Source organism: Synechococcus sp. 8F6 (genome assembly GCF_002252665.1).
Taxonomy (GTDB): Bacteria; Cyanobacteriota; Cyanobacteriia; order PCC-6307; family Cyanobiaceae; genus Cyanobium_A.
This window is the reverse complement of record NZ_NQKZ01000005.1, coordinates 1-24833: the sequence shown is the minus strand read 5'-3', so window position 1 is coordinate 24833 and position 24833 is coordinate 1. Positions and strand designations below refer to the sequence as shown.

General features: G+C 66.6%; 27 protein-coding genes and 1 tRNA gene. 19 read left to right on the top strand and 9 right to left on the bottom strand.

Annotated features, from left to right (window positions below; all coding sequences use genetic code 11):
- Positions 1 to 29: 29 nt before the first annotated feature.
- The 12 genes from CJZ78_RS05300 (at position 30) to cbbX (ending at position 11993) form a co-directional block, all read left to right on the top strand.
- Positions 30 to 371 carry a ribulose bisphosphate carboxylase small subunit gene (locus CJZ78_RS05300; RefSeq protein WP_094559869.1) on the top strand — a complete coding sequence of 114 codons (342 nt, stop codon included), beginning with the start codon at positions 30 to 32 and terminating at the stop codon, positions 369 to 371.
- A gap of 117 nt (positions 372 to 488) precedes the next feature.
- On the top strand, positions 489 to 2876 hold the full coding sequence (locus tag CJZ78_RS05295; RefSeq protein WP_094559868.1) for a CsoS2 family carboxysome shell protein: 2388 nt from the start codon (positions 489 to 491) through the stop codon (positions 2874 to 2876).
- Positions 2877 to 2883: 7 nt separating this feature from the next.
- Positions 2884 to 4452 carry a carboxysome shell carbonic anhydrase gene (locus tag CJZ78_RS05290; RefSeq protein WP_094559867.1) on the top strand — a complete coding sequence of 523 codons (1569 nt, stop codon included), beginning with the start codon at positions 2884 to 2886 and terminating at the stop codon, positions 4450 to 4452.
- A gap of 1 nt (position 4453) precedes the next feature.
- Positions 4454 to 4735, top strand: coding sequence for a carboxysome peptide A (locus tag CJZ78_RS05285; protein ID WP_094559866.1), 282 nt, complete (start codon positions 4454 to 4456; stop codon positions 4733 to 4735).
- Positions 4735 to 4986 carry a carboxysome peptide B gene (locus CJZ78_RS05280; RefSeq protein WP_094559865.1) on the top strand — a complete coding sequence of 84 codons (252 nt, stop codon included), beginning with the start codon at positions 4735 to 4737 and terminating at the stop codon, positions 4984 to 4986. Before CJZ78_RS05285 ends, CJZ78_RS05280 begins: the two co-directional genes overlap by 1 nt.
- Positions 4987 to 5050: 64 nt before the next feature.
- Positions 5051 to 5683, top strand: a complete 633-nt coding sequence (locus tag CJZ78_RS14750) for a BMC domain-containing protein (protein ID WP_094559864.1) — start codon at positions 5051 to 5053, stop codon at positions 5681 to 5683.
- A 5-nt stretch (positions 5684 to 5688) separates the two neighbouring features.
- A complete protein-coding gene (locus CJZ78_RS05270; protein WP_094559863.1) occupies positions 5689 to 6156 on the top strand; it encodes a ferritin-like domain-containing protein in 468 nt (155 codons plus the stop codon).
- Between the two features lie 81 nt (positions 6157 to 6237).
- Positions 6238 to 8103 carry an NAD(P)H-quinone oxidoreductase subunit F gene (locus CJZ78_RS05265; RefSeq protein WP_254988204.1) on the top strand — a complete coding sequence of 622 codons (1866 nt, stop codon included), beginning with the start codon at positions 6238 to 6240 and terminating at the stop codon, positions 8101 to 8103.
- A 2-nt stretch (positions 8104 to 8105) separates the two neighbouring features.
- Positions 8106 to 9623: an NADH-quinone oxidoreductase subunit M gene (locus CJZ78_RS05260; protein WP_094559862.1), complete on the top strand. Its 1518-nt coding sequence runs from the start codon at positions 8106 to 8108 to the stop codon at positions 9621 to 9623.
- Between the two features lies 1 nt (position 9624).
- Positions 9625 to 10767 carry a CO2 hydration protein gene (locus tag CJZ78_RS05255; RefSeq protein ID WP_094559861.1) on the top strand — a complete coding sequence of 381 codons (1143 nt, stop codon included), beginning with the start codon at positions 9625 to 9627 and terminating at the stop codon, positions 10765 to 10767.
- Between the two features lie 10 nt (positions 10768 to 10777).
- Positions 10778 to 11035 (top strand): 4a-hydroxytetrahydrobiopterin dehydratase, encoded by a 258-nt coding sequence (locus tag CJZ78_RS05250; RefSeq protein ID WP_094559860.1) that lies wholly within the window; start codon positions 10778 to 10780, stop codon positions 11033 to 11035.
- Positions 11036 to 11042: 7 nt separating this feature from the next.
- Positions 11043 to 11993, top strand: a complete 951-nt coding sequence (cbbX, locus tag CJZ78_RS05245; RefSeq protein WP_094559859.1) for a CbbX protein — start codon at positions 11043 to 11045, stop codon at positions 11991 to 11993.
- 7 nt (positions 11994 to 12000) lie between these two features.
- Here cbbX and dnaA read toward each other — a convergent pair whose 3' ends face one another.
- Positions 12001 to 13392 (bottom strand): chromosomal replication initiator protein DnaA, encoded by a 1392-nt coding sequence (gene dnaA, locus CJZ78_RS05240; protein ID WP_094559858.1) that lies wholly within the window; start codon positions 13390 to 13392, stop codon positions 12001 to 12003.
- Between the two features lie 96 nt (positions 13393 to 13488).
- On the opposite strand from dnaA, the gene CJZ78_RS05235 reads away from it, so the two are divergent.
- Genes CJZ78_RS05235 through CJZ78_RS05225 form a run of 3 tightly spaced genes read left to right on the top strand, consistent with a single transcriptional unit; the run spans position 13489 to position 15946 of the window.
- Positions 13489 to 14613, top strand: coding sequence for a trypsin-like peptidase domain-containing protein (locus tag CJZ78_RS05235; protein WP_094559966.1), 1125 nt, complete (start codon positions 13489 to 13491; stop codon positions 14611 to 14613).
- A gap of 8 nt (positions 14614 to 14621) precedes the next feature.
- Entirely contained in the window at positions 14622 to 15239 is a 618-nt protein-coding gene (locus CJZ78_RS05230; protein ID WP_094559857.1) for a TIGR04282 family arsenosugar biosynthesis glycosyltransferase, read from the top strand.
- Positions 15230 to 15946 carry a TIGR04283 family arsenosugar biosynthesis glycosyltransferase gene (locus CJZ78_RS05225; protein ID WP_369802020.1) on the top strand — a complete coding sequence of 239 codons (717 nt, stop codon included), beginning with the start codon at positions 15230 to 15232 and terminating at the stop codon, positions 15944 to 15946. The genes CJZ78_RS05230 and CJZ78_RS05225 overlap by 10 nt, the downstream gene beginning before the upstream one ends.
- Here CJZ78_RS05225 and CJZ78_RS05220 read toward each other — a convergent pair.
- Positions 15943 to 16431, bottom strand: coding sequence for a GNAT family N-acetyltransferase (locus CJZ78_RS05220; protein ID WP_094559856.1), 489 nt, complete (start codon positions 16429 to 16431; stop codon positions 15943 to 15945). The two genes, CJZ78_RS05225 and CJZ78_RS05220, sit on opposite strands and share 4 nt — an antisense overlap.
- Here CJZ78_RS05220 and CJZ78_RS05215 point away from each other — a divergent pair.
- Entirely contained in the window at positions 16387 to 17271 is an 885-nt protein-coding gene (locus tag CJZ78_RS05215; protein ID WP_369802019.1) for an alpha/beta fold hydrolase, read from the top strand. The two genes, CJZ78_RS05220 and CJZ78_RS05215, sit on opposite strands and share 45 nt — an antisense overlap.
- Before the next feature lies 1 nt (position 17272).
- Here the strand turns inward: CJZ78_RS05215 and CJZ78_RS05210 are convergent, their stop codons facing one another.
- Positions 17273 to 19072, bottom strand: a complete 1800-nt coding sequence (locus tag CJZ78_RS05210; RefSeq protein WP_094559855.1) for an ABC transporter ATP-binding protein — start codon at positions 19070 to 19072, stop codon at positions 17273 to 17275.
- Positions 19072 to 19722: an ATP phosphoribosyltransferase gene (hisG, locus tag CJZ78_RS05205; RefSeq protein ID WP_094559854.1), complete on the bottom strand. Its 651-nt coding sequence runs from the start codon at positions 19720 to 19722 to the stop codon at positions 19072 to 19074. The genes CJZ78_RS05210 and hisG overlap by 1 nt, the downstream gene beginning before the upstream one ends.
- A 52-nt stretch (positions 19723 to 19774) precedes the next feature.
- Here hisG and gloB point away from each other — a divergent pair, with 52 nt between their 5' ends.
- Positions 19775 to 20518 carry a hydroxyacylglutathione hydrolase gene (gene gloB, locus CJZ78_RS05200; protein WP_094559853.1) on the top strand — a complete coding sequence of 248 codons (744 nt, stop codon included), beginning with the start codon at positions 19775 to 19777 and terminating at the stop codon, positions 20516 to 20518.
- Positions 20519 to 20525: 7 nt separating this feature from the next.
- Here the strand turns inward: gloB and CJZ78_RS05195 are convergent, their stop codons facing one another.
- On the bottom strand, positions 20526 to 21707 hold the full coding sequence (locus CJZ78_RS05195; protein ID WP_233128517.1) for an ABC transporter ATP-binding protein: 1182 nt from the start codon (positions 21705 to 21707) through the stop codon (positions 20526 to 20528).
- Positions 21708 to 21718: 11 nt separating this feature from the next.
- Between CJZ78_RS05195 and CJZ78_RS05190 the strand changes: the two genes are divergently transcribed.
- Entirely contained in the window at positions 21719 to 22120 is a 402-nt protein-coding gene (locus tag CJZ78_RS05190; protein ID WP_233128516.1) for a Rid family detoxifying hydrolase, read from the top strand.
- Between the two features lie 21 nt (positions 22121 to 22141).
- On the opposite strand, the gene CJZ78_RS05185 is transcribed toward CJZ78_RS05190, so the two are convergent.
- Entirely contained in the window at positions 22142 to 22333 is a 192-nt protein-coding gene (locus CJZ78_RS05185) for a hypothetical protein (RefSeq protein ID WP_094559850.1), read from the bottom strand.
- 560 nt (positions 22334 to 22893) lie between these two features.
- Between CJZ78_RS05185 and CJZ78_RS05175 the strand changes: the two genes are divergently transcribed.
- Positions 22894 to 22967, top strand: a tRNA-Pro gene (locus CJZ78_RS05175).
- 520 nt (positions 22968 to 23487) lie between these two features.
- Here CJZ78_RS05175 and CJZ78_RS14800 read toward each other — a convergent pair.
- The 3 genes from CJZ78_RS14800 to CJZ78_RS14025 form a co-directional block, all read right to left on the bottom strand.
- On the bottom strand, positions 23488 to 23685 hold the full coding sequence (locus tag CJZ78_RS14800; protein WP_369802025.1) for a helix-turn-helix domain-containing protein: 198 nt from the start codon (positions 23683 to 23685) through the stop codon (positions 23488 to 23490).
- Positions 23686 to 23723: 38 nt separating this feature from the next.
- Positions 23724 to 24482 (bottom strand): KilA-N domain-containing protein, encoded by a 759-nt coding sequence (locus tag CJZ78_RS05170; protein ID WP_094559848.1) that lies wholly within the window; start codon positions 24480 to 24482, stop codon positions 23724 to 23726.
- Positions 24483 to 24555: 73 nt separating this feature from the next.
- Positions 24556 to 24702 (bottom strand): hypothetical protein, encoded by a 147-nt coding sequence (locus CJZ78_RS14025; RefSeq protein ID WP_158217037.1) that lies wholly within the window; start codon positions 24700 to 24702, stop codon positions 24556 to 24558.
- Positions 24703 to 24833 lie beyond the last annotated feature (131 nt).

The following is a 24833-nucleotide window of genomic DNA, read 5'->3' as shown; positions in this document are numbered from 1 at the left end:
TCAACCATTCCATCCACAACAGGATCCCCATGCCTTTCAAGAGCACCGTGGGTGACTACCAAACAGTCGCCACTCTGGAGACCTTCGGCTTCCTCCCGCCGATGACCCAGGACGAGATCTACGACCAAATTGCTTACATCATTGCCCAGGGTTGGAGCCCGCTCGTTGAGCACGTCCATCCCAGCAACTCCATGGCGACCTACTGGTCGTTCTGGAAGCTGCCCTTCTTTGGTGAGAAGGATCTGGGTGTGATCGTGAGCGAGCTGGAGGCTTGCCACCGCGCCTATCCCGACCACCACGTGCGTCTGGTGGGTTACGACGCCTACACCCAAAGTCAGGGTGCTTGCTTCGTGGTGTTTGAAGGCCGCTGATCATCAGCCCTTCAGGGGTTCTCGCTGAAGGCGGAACCCCAACTCCTTTTCTTGGCTGATCTGTCCGCGTTGCGGGTGGATCAGCACTTTTTCAGATATTCCATTCGACGGGCGGACATGGCCAGCACATCCAGCCGGGAAGCAGCTCTGGAGCGCCGCAGGGCCCTCACCAACGGCGGCAAGAAGGCCGCCAGCCGGTTCACCTCCGGGCCGAGCCGTGTGCGCTCGCTCGAAGATGCCCGGCCCACCCGCACGGCAGCTGCTGCGGCGGAATCCGCGCCTGCGATCTCTTCTGCACCGGCAGCCGTGAACCGGGCTCCTGCCCCCACCCAAAGCCGAACCCTTTCGGCTCCTTCGGGCGCTGGCCATCGCAGCCAGGCCCGCCCGATCGCCAACCCCAGCCGCGATCTCGTGCTGGCCCGGCGCGAAGCTCTCTCGAAGCGTGGCAAGAGGGCCGACAATTCCAGCGATCGCACCCGCACCGATCTGGCCAAGGCCACACCCAAGGCTCAGGTTGCCGCCCCTGCCCAGTCCCCAGCGCCAAAGCCTGAGATCGTTGCCACTCCTGCTCCGGCTCTGTCGAGCCTCAGCAGCCGAGGCGCTCAGGGCGCCGAGCGGCGTTCCACCCCCAAGCGTTCTGCTCAACGCGATCCCAGCCGTGCTTTGGTGCTGGCCCGCCGCGAAGTGCTCTCCAAGCGCGGCAAGGCGGCCAATGCACCCAAGAGCACCACGGCGGCTTCAGTGTCCCGTCAGGGCAACCCCGATATGAGTGCGCGCGAGCTCTCTCAGAAAGTGCGTGAGCTGCGAGCCAAGGTTGGTAGTGCTGGCTCCAGCCGCAGCGGCGGCACTCGCCCCTCCGGCCCCAACCGCCACGGCGCCAAGCAGGCCGCTGCCACTGTTGATGCCCATTGGAAGGTGGGTGTGAGTGAAACCAGCACCGGCCAGGTGGTCACCGGCACCCAGGCCAACCGCTCCCCCAAGACCACCGGCAATGAAGCTGCCACCTGCCGCGCCATCACCGGCACCGAATATCTCGGTGCCGAAGTGTTCCAGACCTTCTGCCAGAGCGGCCCGGTGGCCACCCAGCCCGCCAAGGTGCGCGTGAGCGCCACCAGCCACGGCAACCGTGTCACCGGCAATGAGGTGGGGCGGTCTGAAAAGGTGACCGGCGATGAGCCCGGCACCTGCAAGAACGTCACCGGCACGGAATATGTGTCGGCTAACCAGTCCGCCGCCTATTGCGGTGGCAGCAAGCCCAGCCCCCGCAAGGTGGGCCGCAGTCAGACCCAGGGCGGCCAGCCCGTTTCCGGTGTGATGGTGGGTCGCTCTGACAAGGTGACCGGTGATGAGCCCGGTTCCGGCAAGCAGCTCACCGGCACCCAATACGTGGCCGACCAGAGCCAGGTGACCGGTCGAGCCCCCACCAAGGTGGCCAGCCTGCACACCCTGCGGGGCACCGGGATCACCGGCACCCATGTGGGCCGCAGTGAGCACGTCACCGGTGACGAACCCGGTAGCTGCCGCCTGGTGACCGGCGATGAATACGTTGGCTCCCAGCAATATGCTGATTTCTGCGGTAGCAAGCCCGCTCCTGAGGCTCCCAAGGTGGGCTTCAGCGTTACCAACAAGGCCCAAGTGGTGAGCGGTACCCGCACCGGCCGCTCCTCCAACGTGACCGGCGATGAGCCCGGCACTTGCAAGGTCGTGACCGGCACCCCCTACGCCGGGCTCGAGCAGGCCGGCGATTTCTGCACCGGTAAGGCCGTTGCCCACATCCGCCAGCGCACACCCATGCGCGGTGCCAACCGCATGAGCGGCATCCAGCCGGGTATTGGAGGTGTGATGACCGGGGCCGAGCGCGGCGCCTGTGAGGCCGTGACGGGCACCCCTTACATCGGCAACGACCAGCTGGTTGAAGCCTGCGGTTCTGCCGCAGGTCACGATCCTGATTTCCCCCAACCCCTGGCTGGTAGCCAGCCCTGGCAGCAGTTCAGCATCCAATCCCCGGCTCGCGTCGCCCAGGTGGGTCGGGAGCGTACGGGGGCCGTCACTGGCACCAGCTACGAACAAGGCAGCAGGATTACCGGCCCTTTTGACTTGGCCGGTGACAAAGTCACCGGCACCGAGCAATTCCGCTTTGACCGCCGCGGTACCCAGCTGTCTCGCGGTCCGATTGAGCGTGCTCCGATTCACCCCAGCCCGATCGCTGCTCCCGTGAGCGTCGATGAGGATGCACGTCCTACATCTCGGGTTACCGGTGAAGGCATCTCGGCCGGTTTGAAGATCACCGGCGACGACTGGGACCGCGGCGAACGTGTCACCGGCACGGAGGGCGTTTCGGCTCGCCGCCGCAATCCGACCCGTCCGGGTGCGATGGCTGCCATGCCCGTTTTCCAGTCCAAGCGCAACGAGGAGCGCCCCGAACCCGTGAGCCGTGTCACGGGCTCCAGTGGCAACACCACGGCCGGCTCCCTGATCACCGTTTCCGGCGGGGCCCGCGGCTGAATCCCTGATGCCCCGACGCCCGCTCGCTACTCCCTATCGCCCTCTGGCTCCGACGGCTCCTCGCCGCCGGCCCGGTGTGGCTACCTCGAGCGAGACTCCATTCACCCCGAACGCTGGCTCGGCGGGAGGTCGCAGATTCGCTGGCGGCTCTCGCTCCGCCGCATCGGTGGGCCTACACCCCCTCAGCGATCGCCAGGGCAATGCGGCGCTGCAGGCCTACGACGAGCAGGTGAAGGGCGCCTTTGATCGGATCGTGCCGGTGCTCAAGCGCCTGTCGGCCCTGCAACACGAGGCCGACTTTATCGAGCAGGCTCAACGCCTGGCCAAGGCTGAGCTCGGTTTTGAGCTGCCCTTGCCGATTCTGGAGACGGCATGGGTGAGCCAACTCGACATGCGCACCCTGTTTGCCTGGTGCGTGTTCGAGACCTACGAGCAGACCAGCGACGGCTTCTTTCAGCACGATCCGCTGGAGGGCCAACCCGGCAGTCGTTCCGCGGAAGCCTTCAACGATTTTGTGCTCTCCTGCGGCTTCCACCTGCTCGACATCACCCCCTGCGCCGACGGACGCTTGGCCCACGCGGTGGCCTATGCCTTGCGCGTGCCCTTCAGTTCGGTGCGGCGTCGCCCCCACGCCGGCGCCCTGTTTGATGTGGAAAACACGGTGAATCGCTGGGTCAAAACGGAGCACCGCCGCTACCGCGAAGGGCTGCCCAATCCCGCCCATGCCGACACGCGCTACCTCAAGGTGGTGCTGTATCACTTCAGTTCTCAGGATCCTCAGCACGAAGGCTGCGCGGCTCACGGCAGCGACGATGGCTTGGCTGCCAGCTGCGGCCTCTCGCGCCTCAAGGACTTTCAGCAGGCGGTGGAGAACAGCTTCTGCTGCGGGGCCTCGGTGGATTTGCTGTTGATGGGCATCGACACCGACACCGATGCCATCCGCGTGCATGTGCCTGGCCTCGATGGCAGCACCAACCTCGAACGTTGGTTGGATGCCCAGGCGGTTTATGACGCGACCCGTCACCTCAACCCCGAGGAGGGCCGCGCCCGCATCCAGGCGATGGTGGAGCAATCAGCTGCCAGCAGCCCTGATCCCGGCATGGTGCGCCTGGTGAGTCGCTTCTTAGAGCACAACTTGTCCCAGATCGACTACGTGCGTCAGGTGCACGGCGGCCACTATGCCGACGCTGGCCATGCGGAGCGGTTCATCGGTGTGGGCATCGGCTTCAAGGAGATCCACTTGCGCAACCTCACCTACTTCGCCTACATGGACACAGTGGAGGAGGGGGCTCCCGATCTCGACGTGGGTGTCAAGATCTTCAAGGGTCTGAATGTGTCGCGCGGTCTACCGGTGCCTGTGGTGGTCCGCTTCGACTACAACGGCCAGGTGCCCGGCGCGCGGGAACGGGCGATCCGCCACTGCCAGCGGGTCCAGGCCGCCATGGAAAACCGCTACCCCGACCTGTTCCAGCAGGGCCTGCTCCATGCTCTCCTGACCGTTCGGGACCAGGATCGGTACATCCCTGCCGAAGCGGTAGGTTCCACCATCACATTCGCGAGCGGAGGAGGCCACTGACATGTTGATCTGCAAAGTGGTCAAGCCACTGGTCTCCACCAACCGAATCCCTGACTTCGAGCACAAGCACCTGCAGGTGGTGCTCGATGGCAGCACCCAGAAAGTGGCGGTCGATGCCGTCGGCTGCATCCCCGGTGACTGGGTGATCTGCGTCGGCAGCTCGGCAGCTCGCGAAGCCGCTGGCAGCAAGTCCTATCCGAGCGACCTGACCATCGTCGGCATCATTGACCACTGGGATCCTGATGCCGGCAAAGCCCCAGCCCCAGCGGGAGGGCCCAAGTAATGGAGATCATGCAGGTCACGGGCTCTTTGGTGTGCACCCAGCGTGTGCCTGGTCTCGACCACTCCAACCTGCGCGTGTTGCGTACGACCAAGGGCAAGCTCAGCGTGGCTGTTGATCCGGTGGGTGCCTCCCCGGGCAATTGGGTGTTCACCGCTAGCGGTTCAGCAGCCCGTTTCGCCTGCGGTAACCCTGAGGTGCAGACCGATCTGACGATCGGCGGAATCATCGACTTCTGGGAGCCCGACGGTTAGGGCGGCTCGGATCGTTCGCGATCCACCCGTTCTGTCCTCTCACCAGCTCCTACACCCCTGAGCCATGGCCACCCCCACTCCCCGACCCACCCCCAGCACAGCGTCCGCTGCCAAACCCGCCCCTCCGGCGGCAACGGCAGTCAGCGCCCCGCCGGCGACGGGAGCGGCGGCCGGCTCAGCCGTACCAGCAGTTGCCCCCAAGGCGCTGCCGGCGGCAGCGGCCAAGCCCGTCGCGGCGAAAGCCGTGGCCAAGCCGGCCGCCAAGGCGACGCCCCGTGCCTCCAGCACCACCCGCCGCTCCACTGCCACCTCCGCTAGCTCCCGTTCTGGAAGCGGCGGCCGCGGTGCCGGCACCAAACCCCCCACCACCCCTTCGCGCAGCAACGCCATGGCTCCTTCCATTCAGGGCATCGCCCTCGGCATGATCGAAACCCGTGGCCTGGTGCCGGCGATTGAAGCCGCCGACGCCATGACCAAGGCAGCTGAGGTGACCCTGATCGCCCGCGAATTCGTTGGTGGTGGCTACGTCACCGTGATGGTGCGCGGTGAAACCGGTGCTGTGAACGCGGCCGTGCGCGCTGGTGCCGATGCCTGTGAGCGCGTGGGTGATGGCCTGGTTGCCGCCCACATCATTGCCCGCCCCCACAGCGAAGTGGAGCCTGCCCTGATCGCCACCGCCACCACCCGCCGTCTCTGATCGCCATGGGCGCCGTTCATCCGCGCGTCCTGGGATACCTCGGTCGCGCTCTGAGTCTTGAACTCTCTGCGGTTCAGCAGTACATGACCCAGGCCTCCCTCGTGGAGCTCTGGGGTGATGGCGATGCCGCTGAACGGTTCCGCCGCGAAACCGTGGAGGAACTGCAACACGCCGAGCGGATCATTCAGCGCATGTTGGCCCTTGGGGTGGCACCGGCCGCATCTCAATTGCGGCCCGTCTCCCATGCCGCGGACTTGGTCGGCTTGTTGCGGCTCAACCTTTCTCTGGAAACGGACCTCATCAACCACTACGCCGAGGCCGTGCGCTTCTGTGTGCTGGTCGGTGACGGCGACAACGAGGCCTTCTTCCGTGGCCTCTGGTCGGACGAACAACACCACGGTGAGGATCTGGGTGACTGGTTGCGCAGCCTTGGCCCCAACCACGATCCGTCGATGGAGCGGGCCACCTTCTAGTTCCAGGATTCCGCGGCTGATGCCTAGAGTCCGGCGGCCGATCTGTTCATCTCGAACACTGCCGATCGACACCCTCTCCCCTTGTTCGCCCCCTCCTTGCCACTCCCGATCCAGCTGGCCTGGATGCTCCCCTTGTATGGGTTCAGCGGCATGGTCTTGTCTTTGCCGTGGGCAGCGGGCTGGTTCAAGCGCAACGGTCCGCGGCCGGCGGCCTACCTCAATCTGCTGGTCACCCTGCTGGCCGTGGGGCACAGCTCAGTCATCCTGAAGCAAGTTTGGACCCTCGGTCCCCAGCACTTCGAGTTTCCCTGGTTCCAGGCGGCCGATCTCAACCTGCGCATCGGTTTCGATCTCTCCCTGACCAACCTGGCGGCGTTGGAGCTGGTGACCACCATGAGCCTGGTCTGCCAGGTGTTCGCCCTGGGCTACATGGACAAGGAGTGGTCTCTCGCCCGTTTCTATGCCCTGGTTGGTTTCTTCGAAGGGGCGATGAGCGGGGTTGTGCTGAGCAGCAACCTGTTCATGAGCTATTTCCTGCTGGAGATGCTCACCCTCTCCACCTATCTGCTGGTGGGGTTCTGGTATGCCCAGCCCCTGGTGGTCACCGCTGCCCGCGATGCCTTTCTCACCAAACGGGTGGGGGATGTGCTGCTGCTGATGGGGGTGGTGGCGCTGTCGGCCTGGGCGGGCTCGATGGAATTCAACGACCTCTATGCCTGGGCCGGCAACGCCCGTGAGCAGCACCTGATCACCCCCCTGGCCGGCACCCTGCTGGGGCTGGGGCTGATCGCAGGGCCGATGGGCAAGTGCGCTCAGTTCCCCATGCACCTCTGGCTGGATGAGGCGATGGAGGGTCCGAACCCCGCCTCGATTCTGCGCAACTCAGTGGTGGTGACCTGCGGTGCCATCGTGCTGATGAAGCTGATGCCGATCGTGGCCCTTTCTCCCCTGGCCACGGATGTGTTGCTGGCGGTTGGCACGATCAGCGCCGTGGGTGGTGCCCTGGTGGCGCTGGCCCAAGTGGACATCAAGCGCGCGTTCAGTTACTCCACCACTTCCTCTCTGGGCCTGGTGTTCATCGCCATCGCCCTGCAACTCCCCGGCATCGCCCTGCTGCTGCTGTTTGCCCATGGTCTGGCCAGGGCACTGCAGTTCATGGGCGTGGGCAGCATCATCGCCACCAGCAACTGCCAGGACCTGACCGAGCTGGGAGGGCTGGGCACCCGCATGCCCGCCACCACCATGGCCTTCCTGCTGGGCAGTGCCGGCCTGTTGGGGCTGGTGCCCCTGGGCAGCTTCTGGTGCATGGGGCTGATGGTGGAAAATCTGCGCTCCGATGAGCCGCTGTTTGCCCTGGTTTTCCTGCTCACCAATCTGCTGGCTACCGCCAATGTCACCCGGGTGTTCCGCTCGGTGTTTCTTGGACCCGTGCTGCCCAAAACCAAGCGGGCACCTGAGGCCAACTGGTTGATGGCCCTGCCCATGGTGAGCCTTTCGGTGCTGGTGGTGCTGCTGCCCTGGATCATGCAGCGCATCGATACGGTGCCCGGCATTGCCGCCTTCCCGCTGCCCGTGGGTCTGGCGGTGGCTGGCAGCGGCCTGGTGGGCCTGCTGATCGGCTCTGTGGTGCACCTTGATGAGTTCTGGTCGCGCTCCACCAAGTCCAGCCTGCGCGTGCTGCAGGACCTGCTCGCCTACGACTTCTATACCCCTGAGATCTACCAGCGCACCGTTGTCTTGTTGGTGGCTTCCCTGGCCCGCCTCACCCGCTGGTTTGACGTCACCGTGATCAAGGGGTTGGCGGATGGGGTCGGCCGGTTGTCGCTGACCACGGCGGAAGGGCTCAAGCTCAGCATCAGTGGTCAACTGCAGAGCTACGTGCTCACGGTGATCGTGGCGATCGTGCTGCTGCTGGGTTCGCTCCAGCTGTTGCCAGGAGCGGGCTGATCATGCTGCTCACCAGCCTTCTGCTGATTCCCTTCGCCGGGACCCTGGCTTTGTTGCTCTGGCCGGGCGGCCCCAGCCCCTCGCGGCTCCGGCTGATCACCATCGCCATCCTGGTGCTGCAACTGGGGATGAGCGTGGCGGTGGCCCTGGCCTTTGATACGGCCCAGGCCGGCATGCAGCTGCAGGAGCGGCACGCCTGGCTGCCGGGGATCGGCCTCGACTATGCCCTGGGCGTGGATGGGCTGTCGCTGCCGTTGGTGCTGATCAACGGCGCCCTCACCCTGGTGTCAGCGGTGATCACCCGCGACATCGAGAAGCGACCGCGCATCTACTTCGCCATGCTGCTGCTGATCAGCGGCGCGGTGAACGGGGCCTTTCTGTCGGAAAACCTGCTGCTGTTCTTCCTCTTCTACGAGCTGGAGCTGATTCCGCTCTGGTTGCTGGTTTCGGTGTGGGGTGGGGTGAACCGGGCCTATGCGGCCACCAAATTTCTGATCTTCACCGCTGCCTCGGGCATGTTGATCCTGGGGGCCTTCCTGGGGCTGGCCCTGCTCACCGGCAGTGTGGATTTCAGCCTCACGCCGGTGCTCAGCGACCGACTGGCCATGGGCGGCCAGCTGTGGCTGCTGGGGGCCTTGCTGATCGGGTTCGGCATCAAGATTCCGCTGGTGCCGCTGCACAACTGGTTGCCCGACACCCACACCCAGGCCTCCACGCCGGTGTCGGTGCTGCTGGCGGGCGTCTTGCTCAAGCTGGGCACCTACGGCATGTTGCGCTTCGGCCTGCAACTGTTCCCCGAGGCCTGGGCGAAGCTGGCGCCGGTGCTGGCGATCTGGGCCGCGATTTCGGTGCTGTACGGCTCCCTGGCCGCCATCGCCCAGACCGACATGAAACGAATGGTGGCCTACAGCTCCGTGGGCCACATGGGCTATGTGCTGCTGGCAGCTGCATCTGACACGCCCGTGAGCCTGCTGGGCGCGGTGTTCCAGATGGTGAGCCACGGCCTGATCTCGGCTCTGCTGTTCCTGCTGGTGGGGATTGTGTATCGCAAGACGGGCACCCGTGATCTGGCGGTGTTGCGCGGCCTGCTCAATCTTGAGAGGGGTCTGCCGTTCACCGGCTCGCTGATGATCGTGGCGGTGATGGCCAGTGCCGGTTTGCCTGGCATGGCCGGCTTCATTTCGGAATTTCTGGTGTTCCGCGGCAGCATTGCCGAATACCCGGTAGCCACCTTGCTTTCGATGGTCGGCTCCGGTCTCACGGCGGTGTATTTCCTGCTGCTGGTGAACCGGGCCTTCTTCGGTCGCTTGGCGATCACGCCCCCCAGTGCGGATGCGGTTGCTGATGCGCGCCTGGATGTGCAGCTGGCGCCAGTCGCGCCGCGGGAAACCGTCCCCGCCGTGGCCCTGGCGGCCGCAGTGGTGGTGCTGGGTCTGGTGCCCAGTACTCTCGGCCGGCTGAGCGAGGTGGCCACCACCGCGCTGGCCAGCATCACAGCGATACCGGGAGGGCTGGGCTGAGATGCCGATCGTTCCCGCCGAGCTGGTGCATGCCAACCTCTCGATCGACCGAGAGGAGGTGCAGCGCCGCCTGCTGGCCGGTGAAACCCTTCTGGGTGAGAGCGCCGATCACCTGGTGGAGGTGGTGGATGTGCTCAAGAGCTATGGCGAGGTGCTGGATGCCTACAGCATCAACCTGATCTACCAGGCCGAGCATCAATTTCTCAACCCTTTTCCGATCTTCAAATACCTCGATGGGGATCTGAACCCTGCCAAGATCTGGCGCCATCTCAACCACGACCGCATCAACTTCGAATATGCGGAGTATTGCCAGAAGGCGATGTTCTGGCATGCCACCGGTGGCATGGATGCCTACTTTGATTCCGAGGCTTTTGCAACCAATTGCCGCCGCATCATTGCGGCCAAGAGCCGGCGTGATCCGCTGCTGGCCGTCCTCAACCCGCTGTTCCCCGGCTTCCTGCCCGAATTGATCCGTTCGGCCGCCACCACCCATGCCCTGGGCCAGTTCTGGCGGGTGATGAGCGATCTGTTCCTGGATCTGGCCGCAGCTGAAGCCGACGGACGGGTGTGCACCATTGCCGATGTCGTGGAGTTCATCAAGAACGGCCTGGTGGCCGCAGCCGCCAACCCGATTCACTACGGAGTGGAGGTCGGCGGCCAGAGCTACTGGGTGCTTCCGCCGGAAGCGGAACTCACCTTCCTGGTGGATGTGGCGGTGCCCTATGTGGAAGCGGTGTTTCTGCGAGGCATGCCCTTCCTGGGCACGGTGAGCTTCAACGCCCAGGCTCAGCAGATCTCGCCCGACCAGGCTCAGTTCACCTATGGGGCGCTCTACGCCGATCCGCTGCCGAGCATGGGCTCCGGCATTCCGCCCAGCCTGCTAATGCAGGACATGTACCGCCACCTGCCGGAGCGGTTGCACCAGTGGTACCTGGAGCGCACGCGCGGCGAAGGCGACGTGCGCGTGAAGATCTGCATGAGCTTTCAGAAATCGATGTTCTGTGTCACCAACGCGGCCATCAATGGCACCATGCCCCATCCGCTCGACAGCAGCGATCCAGAGGCCCGGGCGGCCAATCAGGCCTATGCAGGCGCCTGGGCCCAGCGCCTGGGTATTGCCCGCACGGATTGCTTGGAGGCGTAGCGTCGAAGGCATGGATCAAGCCTGGATTGCACGTCCCAAGTCCGAGCAGCCTGAGCGGCTGGAGCGGCGCCTGGAATTCGAGGATTACGCCAGCACCAGGGATTTTCTGGAGCGGCTCAATGCCCTCTGCGAGGCGCAGCAACGCTTCCCGGATATCAGCTTCGGGCGCACCTACGTCAATCTCACAGTGCGGGCGGAGGCCGAAGGCAGCCTGATCGGAGCGCCCGAGTGGTCCTTCAGCGCCGCCATCGATGCCCTGATCGCCTGAACCCCTTATGGGATCTGATCCCGACAGCCCGATTGCCGCTCCGACAGTCTCGGACGACACCGCCATCGACCTGCAGTTGGCCTACGAGAGTGCCGGGATTCAGGAGATGCTCGATCAGCTCGATCGGGAATTGATCGGTCTGCGGCCCGTCAAGGCCCGCATCCGCGAGATCGCCGCCCTGCTGGTGGTGGATCGGGCCCGCCACCAGGTGGGGCTGGAGACCACCCCGCCCAGCCTGCACATGTCGTTCACGGGACGGCCGGGCACGGGCAAAACCACCGTGGCCGCGCGGATGAGCAAGATCCTGCATGGGCTGGGCTACGTGCGCAAAGGCCACGTGGTGACCGCCACCCGCGACGACCTGGTGGGTCAGTACATCGGCCACACCGCTCCCAAGACTCGTGAGATGCTCAAAAAGGCGATGGGTGGGGTGCTGTTCATTGATGAGGCTTACTATCTCTATCGCCCTGAAAATGAGCGTGACTATGGCGCCGAGGCGATCGAAATCCTGCTGCAGGTGATGGAGAGCAATCGCGACGATCTGGTCGTGATCTTTGCAGGCTACAAGGAGCGGATGGATGTGTTCTACCAATCCAATCCTGGCCTTTCCTCGCGGGTGGCCAACCACATCGATTTTCCCGACTACAGCGCCGCTGAACTGTTGGCCATCGCCCAGTTGATTCTTGCCGCTGAAAATTATCGGTTCAGTGAGGAGGCGGCAGCTGCCTTTGCTGACTACATCCAGCGGCGCATGCAGTTGCCGTTTTTTGCCAACGCCCGCTCCATTCGTAATGCCATCGACCGGGCTCGGATGCGCCAGGCCAATCGGCTGTTCAGCCGCATGGGCACGCCGCTCACCAAGCTCGATCTGATGACGATTGAGGCCGAAGACATCACCGCCAGCCGCGTGTTTGCCGGTGAAGTGGAAGGGCTTGATCCTGCCCGGCCGCTCACCTAAGGCCCGACTAACGCCGCTTGCGGGAATCAATTTGCAGCAGGTCGCGCACCTGCTGCACTTGGCGGGAAAGGGCTGGGTCGCTGTTGAGTTTGCGGTCGATCTGCTCCACGGCGTACATCACTGTGGAGTGATCCTTGCCGCCGAAGGCTTCGCCGATGCGCGGCAAGCTGAGGTTGGTGCTCTGACGCATCAGGTACATCCCCACCTGACGGGCCTGGCTCACGGCCCGCTTGCGGCTGGCACTGCGCATCTCCTCGACGCCCACGCCAAACACCTCGGCCACCTTCTCCATCACCTGGCTCGGTTTTACTTCCACATCGCCGCCGGCAGGATCGAGCATCGGCGCCACCGATTCCACCGTCATTGGCAGACCGGTGATCGAGGCGAAGGCCACGGCGCGGGTGAGAGCGCCTTCGAGTTCGCGGATGTTGGAGGTGAAGCGGCCGGCGATGAACTGGATCAGGTCGTGGGGCAGAACCATCTGCTCCTGCTCGGCCTTCTTGTGCAGGATCGCCATGCGGGTTTCCAGGTCCGGGGCCTGGATGTCGGCGATCAGCCCCATCGAGAAGCGGGAGATTAGCCGCTCCTGCAGCCGGGGGATCTGGGACGGGGGCCGGTCGGAGGCGATCACGATCTGGCGCCCCGCCTCGTGCAGGGCGTTGAAGGTGTGGAAGAACTCCTCCTGGGTGTATTCCTTGCCTTCGATGAACTGGATGTCGTCGACCAGGATCAGATCGGCGGCCCGGTAGCGGTCGCGGAAGGCCTGCATGCCGTCCTTGCGGATCGCCTGGATCAGATCGTTGGTGAAGGTTTCGGTGCTCACGTAGAACACTCGCGCCTCGGGATTGATCTCCAGGCGGTAGTGGCCGATCGCCTGCATCAGGTGGGTCTTGCCCAGCCCTACCCCACCGCAAAGAAACAGGGGGTTGAACTCCCGGCCGGGGGCCTCGGCTACCGCCAGGGCGGCGGCGTGGGACATGCGGCTGTTGGGTCCCACCACGAAGCGGTTGAACACATAGCGAGGGTTGAGGCCTGGTGCCAGCTTGCGGGGCGTTTCGCCGGTGGCGCGGGGCGTGGCGGATGGCCCGGCGGGGATCACGGGGGCGGTCGACCCATGGGTTCCATTGCCGCCAGCGGCGATGACGTCATCGCCGCTGGCGGCGCTGACCAGCACCTGCACCGGCCGGCCGGCGATTTCACTGGCGACGGCCTCGATCGTGCCGAGATAGTTCTTGCGCAGCCAGCCGCAGGCAAAGCTGTTGGGCGCTTCGAGCTGGAGCTGGTTGGCACTGAAGCCCTCGCAGCGGGCCGGGCGGATCCAGGTCTCGAAGGTGGGTTTGCTGAGGTTGGCCTGGAGCGCCTGCTGAACCTGGTGCCACAGCTCGTCTCCCTGCTGCACCGACCGCGCCGTTTCGTGGGTGCTGAATCTACGCGTGGTGTGGCGGCCGAGCCGTCTTTAATGAAACGGATTCCGACCTGGCCCCACGCCGCCCCCATGCCGCGCCTTTCCCCCCCGTGCCGAGCTGCGCTGATTGCTCCCGTTGCGCTGCTGCTGGTGGGTTGCAGCCAGGGTCTGCCTGGTCTGCCGGGCCGCCCTGGTGCCCAGACGCCGATCAGTGATGCGGCTCCCACGCCGCCGCTGCAGCAGGGCAACACCTTGATCGTGGATGCGGTGGCCAAGGTGGGGCCGGCGGTGGTGCGGATCGACACCGTCAAGCGCCTGGTGAACCCCCTGGGTGGGCTGTTCGGCCGCGGGCCCACCATCCAGCAGCAGCAGGGTCAGGGCTCGGGCTTCATCACCCGCTCCGACGGGGTGCTGCTCACCAATGCCCACGTGGTGGAGGGGGCCAGTGAGGTGACGGTGACCCTGCCCGATGGCCGCAGCTTCAATGGCAAGGTGCTGGGCACTGATCCCCTCACCGATGTGGCCGTGGTGAAGGTGGTGGCCTCCAAGCTGCCGGTGGCTCCCCTGGGCGATTCCGCCAAGGTGCGGCCTGGCGAGTGGGCCATCGCCATCGGCAACCCCCTCGGCCTCGACAACACCGTGACCGCTGGGATCATCAGTGCCATCCAGCGCACCAATGCGGTGGGTGAAGGACAGCGGGTGCCCTACATCCAGACCGACGCGGCCGTGAACCCCGGCAACAGCGGCGGACCCCTGATCAACGACCGTGGTCAGGTGATCGGCATCAACACGGCGATTCGCCAGGCACCTGGGGCGGGCCTGAGCTTCGCGATCCCGATCAATGTGGCGCGCCAGATTGCGGCACAGATCCTGGAGAAGGGCTCCGCCAGCCACCCCTACATCGGCGTGCGGCTGCAGGCCCTGACGCCCCAGCTCGCCCGGGAGATCAACGCCAGCACCGATGAGTGCCGCCTGCCGGAGGTGAATGGCGTGGTGGTGGTGGAGGTGATTCCCGGCAGCCCGGCGGCCAAAGGCGGACTCAAGCCCTGCGACCTGATCGATCAGGTGGGCGGCAAGGCAGTGAAGAACCCCTCCGAGGTGCAGCTGGCGGTGGATCAGGGCCGGGTGGGCCAGCCTTTAGCTGTGTCGCTGCGCCGTGGCGATGAGCGGCTGACCCTGCAGCTCAAGCCGGCGGAGCTGCCGCGCCAGGGGTGAGGGCGGGGATGGGCCAACCCGCTGGCAGTCAATTGATCGTGATGGCCCGTTGGCCAGCCCCGGGGCGCTGCAAGCGCCGACTGGCGGGTTCCCTCGGCGCAGCGGCGGCGGCCCGGATCCAGTCTCGGCTCACCAGCCACACCCTGGCGGTGGCCCGCGGCGGGCGCCGACGGCTGGGCTTTGAGCTGGTGCTCGCGGTGGATGGGTTGGCGGGGCGGGCCGCTCGCCGCTGGGGTGTGGAGCTGGGAGCCGATCGCGTGCAGCTGCAGGGCCCCGGCGGGCTGGGTTTGCGGATGCAGCGCCAGGTTCAGCGGGCGTTCCGCGCCGGGGCCCGGCAGGTGGTGGTGATCGGTAGTGATCTGCCCCAGTTGGATGGCGATGACCTGGTGGCGGCGTTTGCGGCCCTGGAGAGCCGCGCGGCGGTGCTCGGCCCGGCTCATGATGGGGGCTACTGGTTGCTCGGGCTGCGCCAGCCGCAGCCCGCCTTGATGGCGGGCATCGCCTGGGGCACTCCCAGGGTGCTCACGCAGACGCTGGCGGCGATCGACCGTCTGGGGCTGGAACCGGCACTGCTGGCGCCACGGGGCGACCTCGATTGGGCGATGGATCTGCGGCCGTGGCGCTGAGCGGTTCGCCGATTGCGGTGGTGATCGCCGCGCGCAACGAGGCGCCACGGTTGCCGCTGTTGCTGGCCGACCTGGCCGCTGCTCCCCAGCTGGTGGGGGAGATCCTGGTGGTGGACGGCGCCAGCGACGACGCCACCGCCCGGGTCGCCGCGCTTGCGGGGGCGGCGGTGCAAGCCAGCTCCCCTGGCCGGGGCCGGCAGTTGGCCCTGGGTGTGGCGAGCACCGAATCCCCCTGGCTGTTGTTGCTGCATGCCGATGCCCGGTTTGAGCCGGGCTGGGATCGGGCGGTGAGGGTGGCCCTGGGCCTGCCAGACGCCGCCTGGTATTTCGATCTGGCCATCGCCGCTGCCCAGCCCGCCCTGCGACTGGTGGAGCTGGCCGTGGCCCTGCGCAGCCGCTGGCGCCAACTGCCCTATGGCGATCAGGGTCTGCTGGTGCCGCGTCGCCTGCTGGCGCGGGCCGGGGGGGTGGCGCTGATCCCGTTGATGGAGGATCTGGAGCTGGTGCTGCGCCTGCGGCACTTCAGCCAGCTGCGGCCGCTGGGGGCCCGGCTGCAGGTGGATGGGCGCCGCTGGCAGGCGCTCGGGGTGTGGCAAACGGCGCTGGCCAATGCCCAGCTGCGGCGCTCCTGGCGGCGGGGCATTCCGCCCGAAGCCTTGGCGGCCCGCTACTACGGCAGCGCAGTGCGGGAGCGGCGGCGGGGTTAGCGGGCGTACCAGAAGGCGCAGCGCCGTTGCAGCGGTTCGAGCTCCCAGCCCTGGGCGGCGTAGAAGTCCACCACGTCGGGGTCGGCGAACAGGCTGACCCGATCCACCTCCATCGTTTGCAGCTGGTCGAGCACGTAGACCATCAGCTGCTTGCCCAGCCCGGCCCCCTGGTAGAGGGGGTGCACTGCCACATCCCAGACCGTGGCTTCCACCACGCCATCGCCGGTGCAGCGGGCGAAGCCCACCAGCTTGGGAAGGCGTGGGTCGTGACGCCACAGGCCCACCCGCAGCAGGCTGTGTTGCAGCGCCTTGCGCACCCGCCGCAGGGGGCGGCGGCTCCAGCCCACCGCGTCACAGAGCTGCTCCAGCTCGATCAGGTCGATCTCGCGATCGCAGCTGAGCACCAGGCTGAGCTGGGGATTGGGCGTGGGGCAGAGCCGGTGCTGCTCCCCGTAGAGGCTGGTGAGGAGCTCGGCCGAGGCCACGACGGGCGGGTGCAACGCAATGGAACGATCCTGCCCGATGGCCGCCCAGGGGGCGCTCGCCGGGCCAGCCTGGTGCCCCCGATCGTCGATCTTCTGGAGCACGTCGATCTTCTGGAGCACGATGTCTCACGTCCGTTGCTGGTGGCCCTGCATGGCTGGTTGCTGGCCGGGCGGCTCTGGCGGCCGCTGGCCGCCGAGCTGGCGCCGAGCTGGGAGCTCTGGGCCCCCGATCTGCCCGGCTTTGGCCAACGGCCTCGGCCGCTGAGGCTGCACGCCAATCTGGCCAGCTACGGCCGCTGGCTGGCCCAGGCGGCCCGGGAGCAGGCCGGCGAGCGCCCGATCGTGTTGCTGGGCCATTCCCTGGGGGGCAGCGTCGCCTTGCACGCCGCGCCCCATCTGGGGCCGCAGCTGGTGGGCCTGGTGCAGATCGCCGCCGGGGGTGGCGTCTACCAACCGCGGGCTTTTGCCCAGGTGCGACGCGGCGGTGCCCTGTTTCTGCGCTGGCGCCCCAGCTGGCTGGCCGAGCTGCCCGGCACTGACCCCCTGCGCAGCCCGCTGCTGGCCGAGCGCCGTGCCGCCCAGGGGCTGCTGGCCTGCAGCACAAACCGCGGCGCCGTGCGTCAGATCCCCCAGCTCACCGCCCAACTGCAGGTGCCCAGCCTCTGGATTGCCGGAAGCCGCGATCAGGTGATGGCGCCGCGTTATGTGCGCCATCTGGCCGGCTATGCCAACCAGCACCAGTTTGTGGAGCTGGCCGGAGCGGGGCATCTGCCGATGCTCCAGATGCCCGAGCAGCTCGCAGGCACGATCGGCGACTGGCTGCAGGATTGGCTTGGTTGAGTTAGAGGGCCGCCAGCCCTCGCTCCTGCAGGTCGGCCAGCTGGGCATAGAGACCGCCCGCCCGCTGCAGTTCGGCGTGGGTGCCCTGCTCGATCAGGTGGCCCTTGCGCAGCACCAGGATGCTGTCGGAGGTTTCCACCGTGGCCAGGCGGTGGGCGATGACAATGGCGGTGCGCTGCTGGAGCAGTCGCGCCAGATCGCGCTGCAGGGTCGCCTCGGTGGAGGGATCCATGAAGGCGGTGGCCTCGTCCATCACCAGCACGGATGGATCCCGGATCGCCACCCTCGCCACGGAGAGCAGCTGGCGCTCGCCCGAGGAGAGGTTGCCGCCCCGTTCGCGCAACGCCGTGGCCAGGCCGTCGGGCAGGCGCCGCAGCAGGGGCTGGAGGCCCAGCTCGCCGCAGATCCGTTGCAGTTCGTCGCTGCTGATCTGGGCATCAAGGCGCAGATTGTCGGCCACGTTGCCGCTGAACAGGAAGGTGTCTTGCAACACCACCCCGAGGCGCTGGCGCAGGGTGGGGATGGGCAGCTGCCGGATATCGATGCCATCGAGCAGGATGCGCCCGCGCTGGGGCTCATAAAGCCGGCAGAGCAGACGGATCACGGTGGTTTTGCCGGAGCCGGTGGGGCCCACCAGGGCCACGTGCTCCCCAGGGGCAATGCGGAACGAAAGGTCGGTGAGGATCGGGTCGTCGTCGCGGTAGGAGAACGACACGTTCTCGAAGATCACCTCGCCGGCACTGGCACGCTGGCTGCCGCTGGCAATCGCCGCCGCCGTGCGTTGAGCCGAGGGAAGCTCGGCAATCTCGATCGGCTGATCGAGCAATTCGCCGATGCGTTCCACAGCGGTGAGCCCGCCTTGGATCTGGGTGAAGCGCTCGGCCAGCTGGCGCAGAGGGTCGAACAGGCGCTGGGAATAGAGGATGAAGGTGGTGAGCGTGCCCAGGCCCATGGCGCTGCCCAGCACCATCCAGCCGCCCAGGGCCAGCACCACCGCGACGGCGCTGAGGGCCACCCATTCGATGAAGGCCGAGATGGCGCTGTCGTAGAGGATCGTGCCGCCGACTGCTTCGCGGTAGGCGGCCGTGACCTGGGCAAAGCGGGCGCTGTTGGTGGCCTCCCGCCGGAACATCTGCACCACCTCGAGGCCCTGGAGGTTTTCCTGCAGATCGGCGTTGAGCTGGCTGAGCTCCTCGCGCACGCGGTAGTTGGCCTTGCGGTAGCGCCCCTGCAGCCAGAGGATGCCCAGCACCACCGGCACCTGGCTCACGAGCAGCAACAGGCCCAGGCGCCACTCGATCGAGATCATCGTGACGGCGATCACCAGCAGGGTCACCAGGTCGGCGAGCACGCCCACGGCGCCGCTGCCGAACACCTCGGCCAGGGCATCGACGTCGCTGGTGAGCCGGGTGAGCAACTTGCCCACAGGGGTGCGGTCGTGGAACCGCAACGACAGCGCCATGGCGTGGGCGAACAGGTCGTTGCGGATCCGGGCGGTGAGCCGCTGGCCGACGGCCTGAACGTTGAAGGTCTGGATGCCCTGCAGGCCCAGGCGCAGCAGCACCGCCAGCAGCAGCAGCAGCACCAGCAGCCTCATGGCCTCGGGCACCGGCAGGCCGTCGAGCCAGCCGAGGGTGGGCTCGCGCCGCAGCACGGCGATCGCCTGGCCCACCAGCAGGGGCTGCACGGCGGCGGCGAAGGCCACCGGAATCAGCAGCAGCAGGGTGAGGCCCAGGCGTCGGCGGTCCAGGCTCAGGTAGGGCAGCAGGCGCAGCAGGCGCTGGCGGTCGAGGCGCGCCATCAGCGGCCCTGGGGTGCTGCGGCCACCAGTCCGAGCCGATCGATGATCCCCTGGAGTGGGCCGTCGTCGAGCCGGAGGGCCAGGGGGTGACCCACCAGCCGGGCGGTGCTGTGGAACAGATCTTCAATCGCCACCAGGCCGTTTTCCTCCAAGGTGCGGCCGGTGGCCACCAGGTCGACGATCGCCTCACTCATGCCAGTGATCGGGCCGAGCTCCACCGATCCGGCTAGGTGGATCAGCTCCACTGGCAGATCGAGGGCATCGAAGAAGGCCTGGGCGCAGCCGGTGAACTTGCTGGCGACGCGGCAATGGGCGGGCAGATCGGCGGCGCGGCGATAGCCGCTGCTGGCCTTCACCGCCACACTCATGCGGCAGCCGCCGAAGCCCAGATCCAGCAGCTGGGCAACCGGCAGCTGGTGCTCACGGATCACGTCGTAGCCCACCACGCCCAGCTGGGCCTGGCCGTAGGCCACATACACGGGCACATCGGCATTGCGCACCAGCAGCGCCCGGGCCTGCCCGCAGGCACTGGGCACCATCAGTTGGCGGTTGCCAGGCTCGAGCAGGGCCGAGAAATCCAAGCCGGCGGCGGCAAAGCGGGCCACCGAATCCTTCAGCAGGGCGCCTTTGGCCAGGGCAACGGTGATCATGCCTGGGCTGCAGCGGTGATCATGGGGGAACGCCACAGGCTGGACTTTAACGATGCCCCAACTCCGCGTCGGCCTGATCCCGGTGCTGCACGACAACTACGTGTTTGTGTTGCAGCGCCAGGGCCAGGCCGCCGTGGTGGATCCCGCCGTGGCTGAGCCTGTGTTGGCCGCCTTGGAGCAGCAGGGGCTGAAGTTGGTGGCGATCCTGCACACCCACCACCACAGCGATCACATTGGCGGCACGCCGGGGCTGCTGGCCCGCTGGCCCGGTGCGGCGGTGCTGGCCAGCCGCGACGACCAGGCTCGCATCCCGCTCCAGACCCAGGGGTTGGTGGATGGCGACCGGTTTGACCTGTTGGGTGAGACGGTGGAGGTGCTGGCCGTGCCGGGGCACACCCGCGCCCATATCGCCTACTACTTGCCCATTTCGGGGCATCTGTTCTGTGGCGACACTCTGTTTGCCGCAGGCTGCGGGCGGTTGTTCGAAGGCAGCCCGGCCCAGATGCAGGCCTCGCTGCAGCGCCTCGGCCAGCTGCCCGAGGCCACCCGGGTGTGGTGCGCCCACGAGTACACCACCTCCAACCTGCGTTGGGCCGCCGCCACCGTGGCGCCCGGCGATCCCTGCGCTGCGGCGATCCAGCAGCGGCTTGCGGAGGTGTTGACAGCCCGGGCTCAGGGGGAGCCCACCATCCCCAGCACGGTGGGGCTGGAGCGCGCCACCAACCTGTTTCTGCGTGCCGGCAGCGCTGAGCAGTTGGCTGTCCTGCGCAGCAGCAAGGACCACTGGGCGGCCTAGGGGCGGGTCAGGGCTGGGGGGCGGCCAGCACCTGCAGCGGCACGCGGGTCGGGAAGAGCACCCCTGGGGCCCCGGGCCGTAAGGACAGCTGGCAGCGCACCCCGCGGTTGTATTCGGCGTCGAGGGGCAGCCGCAGCCGCAGCCTCAGGTGATCGAGCTGTACTTGATAGAGCCATTCCCGGCCCAGAAACTCACGCCCCTGCACCCAGGCCTGGCCGTCGGGGTCGGGGCGGAGCTGGATGGCCTCGGGGCTGATCAGCACCTCCAGCGGCTCCTGGGCTTGCTGTGTCGTGCCCGTCGCCAGGCTCGCTTCGCCTGGGCTGGCGATCAGGCAGCCGAGGACTGTGTGGAGGCGATCGCCCTGGCGCTCGGCTGGCAGCAGGTTGCCTTGGAGCACGAACCGTCCCACGAAGGCCGTGGCGGGCTGCTGCACCAGCTGCCGTGGACTGGCGCACTGGTGCAGTACCCCATCGCGCAGCACCGCCACCCGATCGCAGATCGCCAACGCCTCTTCTGGGTCGTGGGTGACGATCAGACCGCTGGCGCCACAGCGGGAGAGCACGGCGGGTAGTTCGCTGCGCAGGCGCAGCCGCACCTCCACATCGAGGTTGGAGAAGGGTTCATCGAGCAGCACCACCGACGGCCCTGGAGCCAGGGCGCGGGCCAGGGCGAGGCGCTGGCGTTGGCCGCCGGAGAGTTCGTGGGGATAGCGGCTTTCAAGCCCCTTGAGCCCGAGCAACTCCAGCAACCAGCTGGCCCGGCTGCTGTCCTGGCCGCGCCGCAGCCCGAAGCAGGCATTGCGCCAGGCATCGAGGTGGGGGAACAGGGCGTAGTCCTGAAACACCATGCCAACGCCGCGGCGCTCGGGTGGCAGCCAGCGGCCAGCTCCGGCGACGGTGCGGCCATCGATCGACACCGAGCCGCGCTCGGGCCGCTCAAAGCCGGCGATCAGCCGCAGCAGGGTGGTCTTGCCGCAGCCCGACGGGCCTAGCAGGCCCACCAGCTCCCCCTGGCCCAGGGCCAGATCGATTCCCTGGAGGGTCCACTCGTCGGGGGCGGCGTTGGCGTAGCGGTGCCAGATGTCTTTGAGTTGCACGTGCTCACGCAGCGGCAACTCAGCAGGGATCAGCTCGGTGAGGGGGCTGGCGATCGGCGCAGGGCCAGCAAGGGCCATAAGCTCTCCCTTCATCCTGACCTGGCATGAGCCCATCGATGCAGCTGGAAGCCGTGATCACCGCCGAAGCCCCGGCGCCCGTGGGCCCTTACAACCAAGCCGTGAAAGCCAGCGGTGTGCTGTATTGCTCCGGCCAGATCGCCCTGGATCCAGCCACTGGGGGCATGGTGGGCGGTGGTGACGTGGAGGCTGAAACCCGCCAGGTGCTCACCAACCTCAAGGCCGTGCTGGAAGCCGGCGGCAGTAGCCCCCAGCAGGTGCTGCGCACCACGGTGTTTCTGGCCGATCTGGGCGATTTCGCACGGGTGAATGCGATTTATGCGGAGATGTTCGGCGATGGGGTGTCCCCGGCCAGGGCGTGCGTCGAGGTGGCAGCGTTGCCGAAGGGCGCCCGGGTGGAGATCGACGCCATCGCCCTCAGCGCCTGATTCCAGAAAGGCGGATGTTGCTCAACCAGGCAGATCGAGGGGACAGTCCATCAGGCTGGCGGCCTGGTCGTCGACGGCCCTGAGGCGCTCGAGGATCGATTGCAGGTCGAGCGCTGAAAGTTCCCCATCCCGCCCCCACTTCATGACGGATCGGCCGATGTCCGTGGAGTCGCCGGCCCGAGTGGAGAAACCATTGCCGGAGTCCATCGCCATGGTTGAAACCTCCGTGTGTCGGTTTCAACACTAGCCAGGGAGTGGAGGGTTGTCTGCCCCTCGGAGCGGGGGCAGCTGATCAAACAGGTTCCCCTGGATCAGCGTTGCCCAGGCGGCAGGAGCCTTGATTGGCGCTAAGGCCTTTGCGACCCGGCGCCGCGAGGCAGCGGGCTTGGGCGGCAGATCGGGCTCCGTGCGCAGCCATGGATTAGCTCTGAACACGGCGTAGGGAGAGGAGATGGTCATGGCGCCTGCAATCGGTACACCTGTACTAGCAGCTTTGGCTATCACCGTCAAGCACCGTTGGCTTGTCCGGGATGATGGAGAGGAATGGCTCAGGTTTTGGTGTGAAGCTGCTCGAGGGCTGGCGTGTGTGGTTGCTGGTGCTGGTTCTCAATGTCCTGGCTGGTGGCCTGTGGTTTCTTGATCGGGACGTGGCGCGCCCTGCCCCTGGGGGCAGCCTCTGGGATGCGTTCCGTTTTTTGGGCGGTGGTTGAGCCCTGCCGCATCGGCTCCACCGCTGTCGCCTGGCGCACGCCGCCCCCCTAAGCTCCCAGCAACGGGGCGTGGCGCAGCTTGGTAGCGCGGGTGCTTTGGGAGCACTAGGTCGCAGGTTCGAATCCTGTCGCCCCGACTGACTTTTCACCGATCGACCAAGGGCCATGTGAGCAAACAGGTGAGCAAATCACCGGTTTGCACGCCTCCCGTTCAATGAAACTCCTTTCCTGGTCTGGCCGGCCTTGGTTCCAGCCCTTGGCTTCGCTCTGCTTGTGAGCATGGCCGCGGCAGTGGCCAAGTCGACCAGTCGTTGAGCCTCGCGCCAGCCAATGGTGGTGTCGTGCATATCCGGTGCCAGGCCTTTCGTGGCAGGGCTTCTCGCCCAGTGCTCCGGAACGTTTGCACGAGGAATCCGGAGAAGCAGCCTCTGGCGGCAGTGGGAAGCTCAGCTCCAGATTCAGCTGACTCTGGCCACGGCAAAGGCCGATACGAGCGGTTGGGTTCTGCCCACGTGGATGTCCTGCAACAGGGCACAACCCTCTGGCTCCGCGAGCAACGCCAACTAGCCAGGTCCTTCAGTCGTGAGGTCGCTCAACGCAGAGCGCTGAATCGAAATTCATCTGGGATTTGCTCACCCATGTGAGCAGCGCCCTCCCCTATTGGGGCAGATTCCGCCGGCTCCAGCCGGTGATGGTTGACTCCACGTTCTCCAGATGCCACTGCAACGGGCCTCGGCCTTGAGTGCATCCCCAGCGGCGGTAGTGCTTGCCAGGAACCAGAACCCCCCGCAGCCTCAGCTTGCGGAGGGTTTCACGGCTCATGCCCAGGGATGCACACGCTTCTGGGGTGCTCATCCAGACCCGCTGACGGGCCGGTGTTGCGGTGCTGTCCATCAGCTCCCCGCCAGCTGTGCTTTGAATCCCTTCAGCGTGTCGAGGAGCCAGGAACGGCGGTAGCTCTTCACTTGACGGGGAGCGCCATCGACGAACTGCTGGCGGCATGGCGGCTCCTTGCCGAACTCCTGGCGGTAGGCCTGGGCTACGAGCTTGCCTGCTGAGCAGAACTTTGTGCGCGGCAGCACCTGCTGGAACACCTCCAGCCAGGCATCGCCCAGGGTCAGCTCATCGTCTGCATTGATGGCGGGCACACCCCCTGAACTCGCGGTGAGAACGCTGCTGCGCACGATGTCCTTGAACAGGAGCTCGTCCCGCTGATCGAGGCCGCCGAGCTTCTCGAACAGGGCGACGCTCTGCTCCACCAAGGCGATCACCTCGGCTTCCCTGAGCCTGGGTGGGGGCGTCATCACCGGCGCCGGCTGAGCCTGCTGGAGGCTCTCCAGAAACCAGCCGTCCATCCACACCGCAAACGGTGCGCTGATCCAGCGGGCCAGGTCGACCGCGACCTGGGGATGGACCCAGGTGCCGCCGCCACCGGCACCGCCGGAGCGGGACTCAACAAGGGCGTGGACGGAAATTCCGGCCACGCTCTCCAGGGCGTCCAGATACAGCTGGCACCGGTCTGACTCGCGGTAGTCCTTCCAGCGCTTGCCATTGGCCTTGCACATGGCCGTGGCGTTGACGTAGCCATCGGTGCTGCGCCGTGCGATCGGGGTGCCGTTCCAGGAACGGGACACCAGGGTGTGCGTCTTCATGGGAATGAAAGCTTCGGTGAACTGGGCCAGGCGTGGTGGGGTGAGGCCCCAGCTGCCTGTGGTGACGGCAACGTCATGGCAACGCCTCCCGCAGCACCGCCATCACTGCGGCATCCCAGAGGATTTGCTGGCCGCGTTGGCCCCGTGCGCAGGTGGGCAGGGGCTGGCCCCAGTCGCGTCCGACTTCGGTGAGCTGCCAGTCATCCAGGTCATTGCGCACCTGCAGGCCGCAGGCCGCCAGTCCGCGGTTGGTTGTCCCGCGTCAAGCCCCTTGGCCGATTGGCGTCAATCAAGTTGGCCGGTTAGGGGAACTGATCGCCCCCAGGTTGTCGCTGGACGACAACCGGGGGG

What these genes read in the sequence shown, in the direction of transcription:
- hisG (WP_094559854.1), bottom strand. Translation starts at nt 19,722, where the DNA reads ATGATCACCGTTGCCCTGGCCAAAGGCGCCCTGCTGAAGGATTCGGTG.
- CJZ78_RS05270 (WP_094559863.1), top strand. Translation starts at nt 5,689, where the DNA reads ATGGGCGCCGTTCATCCGCGCGTCCTGGGATACCTCGGTCGCGCTCTG.
- CJZ78_RS14750 (WP_094559864.1), top strand. Translation starts at nt 5,051, where the DNA reads ATGGCCACCCCCACTCCCCGACCCACCCCCAGCACAGCGTCCGCTGCC.
- CJZ78_RS05260 (WP_094559862.1), top strand. Translation starts at nt 8,106, where the DNA reads ATGCTGCTCACCAGCCTTCTGCTGATTCCCTTCGCCGGGACCCTGGCT.
- CJZ78_RS05190 (WP_233128516.1), top strand. Translation starts at nt 21,719, where the DNA reads ATGAGCCCATCGATGCAGCTGGAAGCCGTGATCACCGCCGAAGCCCCG.
- CJZ78_RS05230 (WP_094559857.1), top strand. Translation starts at nt 14,622, where the DNA reads ATGGGCCAACCCGCTGGCAGTCAATTGATCGTGATGGCCCGTTGGCCA.
- CJZ78_RS05235 (WP_094559966.1), top strand. Translation starts at nt 13,489, where the DNA reads ATGCCGCGCCTTTCCCCCCCGTGCCGAGCTGCGCTGATTGCTCCCGTT.
- CJZ78_RS05210 (WP_094559855.1), bottom strand. Translation starts at nt 19,072, where the DNA reads ATGGCGCGCCTCGACCGCCAGCGCCTGCTGCGCCTGCTGCCCTACCTG.
- CJZ78_RS05185 (WP_094559850.1), bottom strand. Translation starts at nt 22,333, where the DNA reads ATGGCGATGGACTCCGGCAATGGTTTCTCCACTCGGGCCGGCGACTCC.
- CJZ78_RS05255 (WP_094559861.1), top strand. Translation starts at nt 9,625, where the DNA reads ATGCCGATCGTTCCCGCCGAGCTGGTGCATGCCAACCTCTCGATCGAC.
- CJZ78_RS05295 (WP_094559868.1), top strand. Translation starts at nt 489, where the DNA reads ATGGCCAGCACATCCAGCCGGGAAGCAGCTCTGGAGCGCCGCAGGGCC.
- CJZ78_RS05285 (WP_094559866.1), top strand. Translation starts at nt 4,454, where the DNA reads ATGTTGATCTGCAAAGTGGTCAAGCCACTGGTCTCCACCAACCGAATC.
- CJZ78_RS05195 (WP_233128517.1), bottom strand. Translation starts at nt 21,707, where the DNA reads ATGAAGGGAGAGCTTATGGCCCTTGCTGGCCCTGCGCCGATCGCCAGC.
- CJZ78_RS14800 (WP_369802025.1), bottom strand. Translation starts at nt 23,685, where the DNA reads ATGAGCACCCCAGAAGCGTGTGCATCCCTGGGCATGAGCCGTGAAACC.
- CJZ78_RS05170 (WP_094559848.1), bottom strand. Translation starts at nt 24,482, where the DNA reads ATGAAGACGCACACCCTGGTGTCCCGTTCCTGGAACGGCACCCCGATC.
- CJZ78_RS05300 (WP_094559869.1), top strand. Translation starts at nt 30, where the DNA reads ATGCCTTTCAAGAGCACCGTGGGTGACTACCAAACAGTCGCCACTCTG.
- CJZ78_RS05280 (WP_094559865.1), top strand. Translation starts at nt 4,735, where the DNA reads ATGGAGATCATGCAGGTCACGGGCTCTTTGGTGTGCACCCAGCGTGTG.
- CJZ78_RS05290 (WP_094559867.1), top strand. Translation starts at nt 2,884, where the DNA reads ATGCCCCGACGCCCGCTCGCTACTCCCTATCGCCCTCTGGCTCCGACG.
- gloB (WP_094559853.1), top strand. Translation starts at nt 19,775, where the DNA reads ATGCCCCAACTCCGCGTCGGCCTGATCCCGGTGCTGCACGACAACTAC.
- cbbX (WP_094559859.1), top strand. Translation starts at nt 11,043, where the DNA reads ATGGGATCTGATCCCGACAGCCCGATTGCCGCTCCGACAGTCTCGGAC.
- CJZ78_RS05250 (WP_094559860.1), top strand. Translation starts at nt 10,778, where the DNA reads ATGGATCAAGCCTGGATTGCACGTCCCAAGTCCGAGCAGCCTGAGCGG.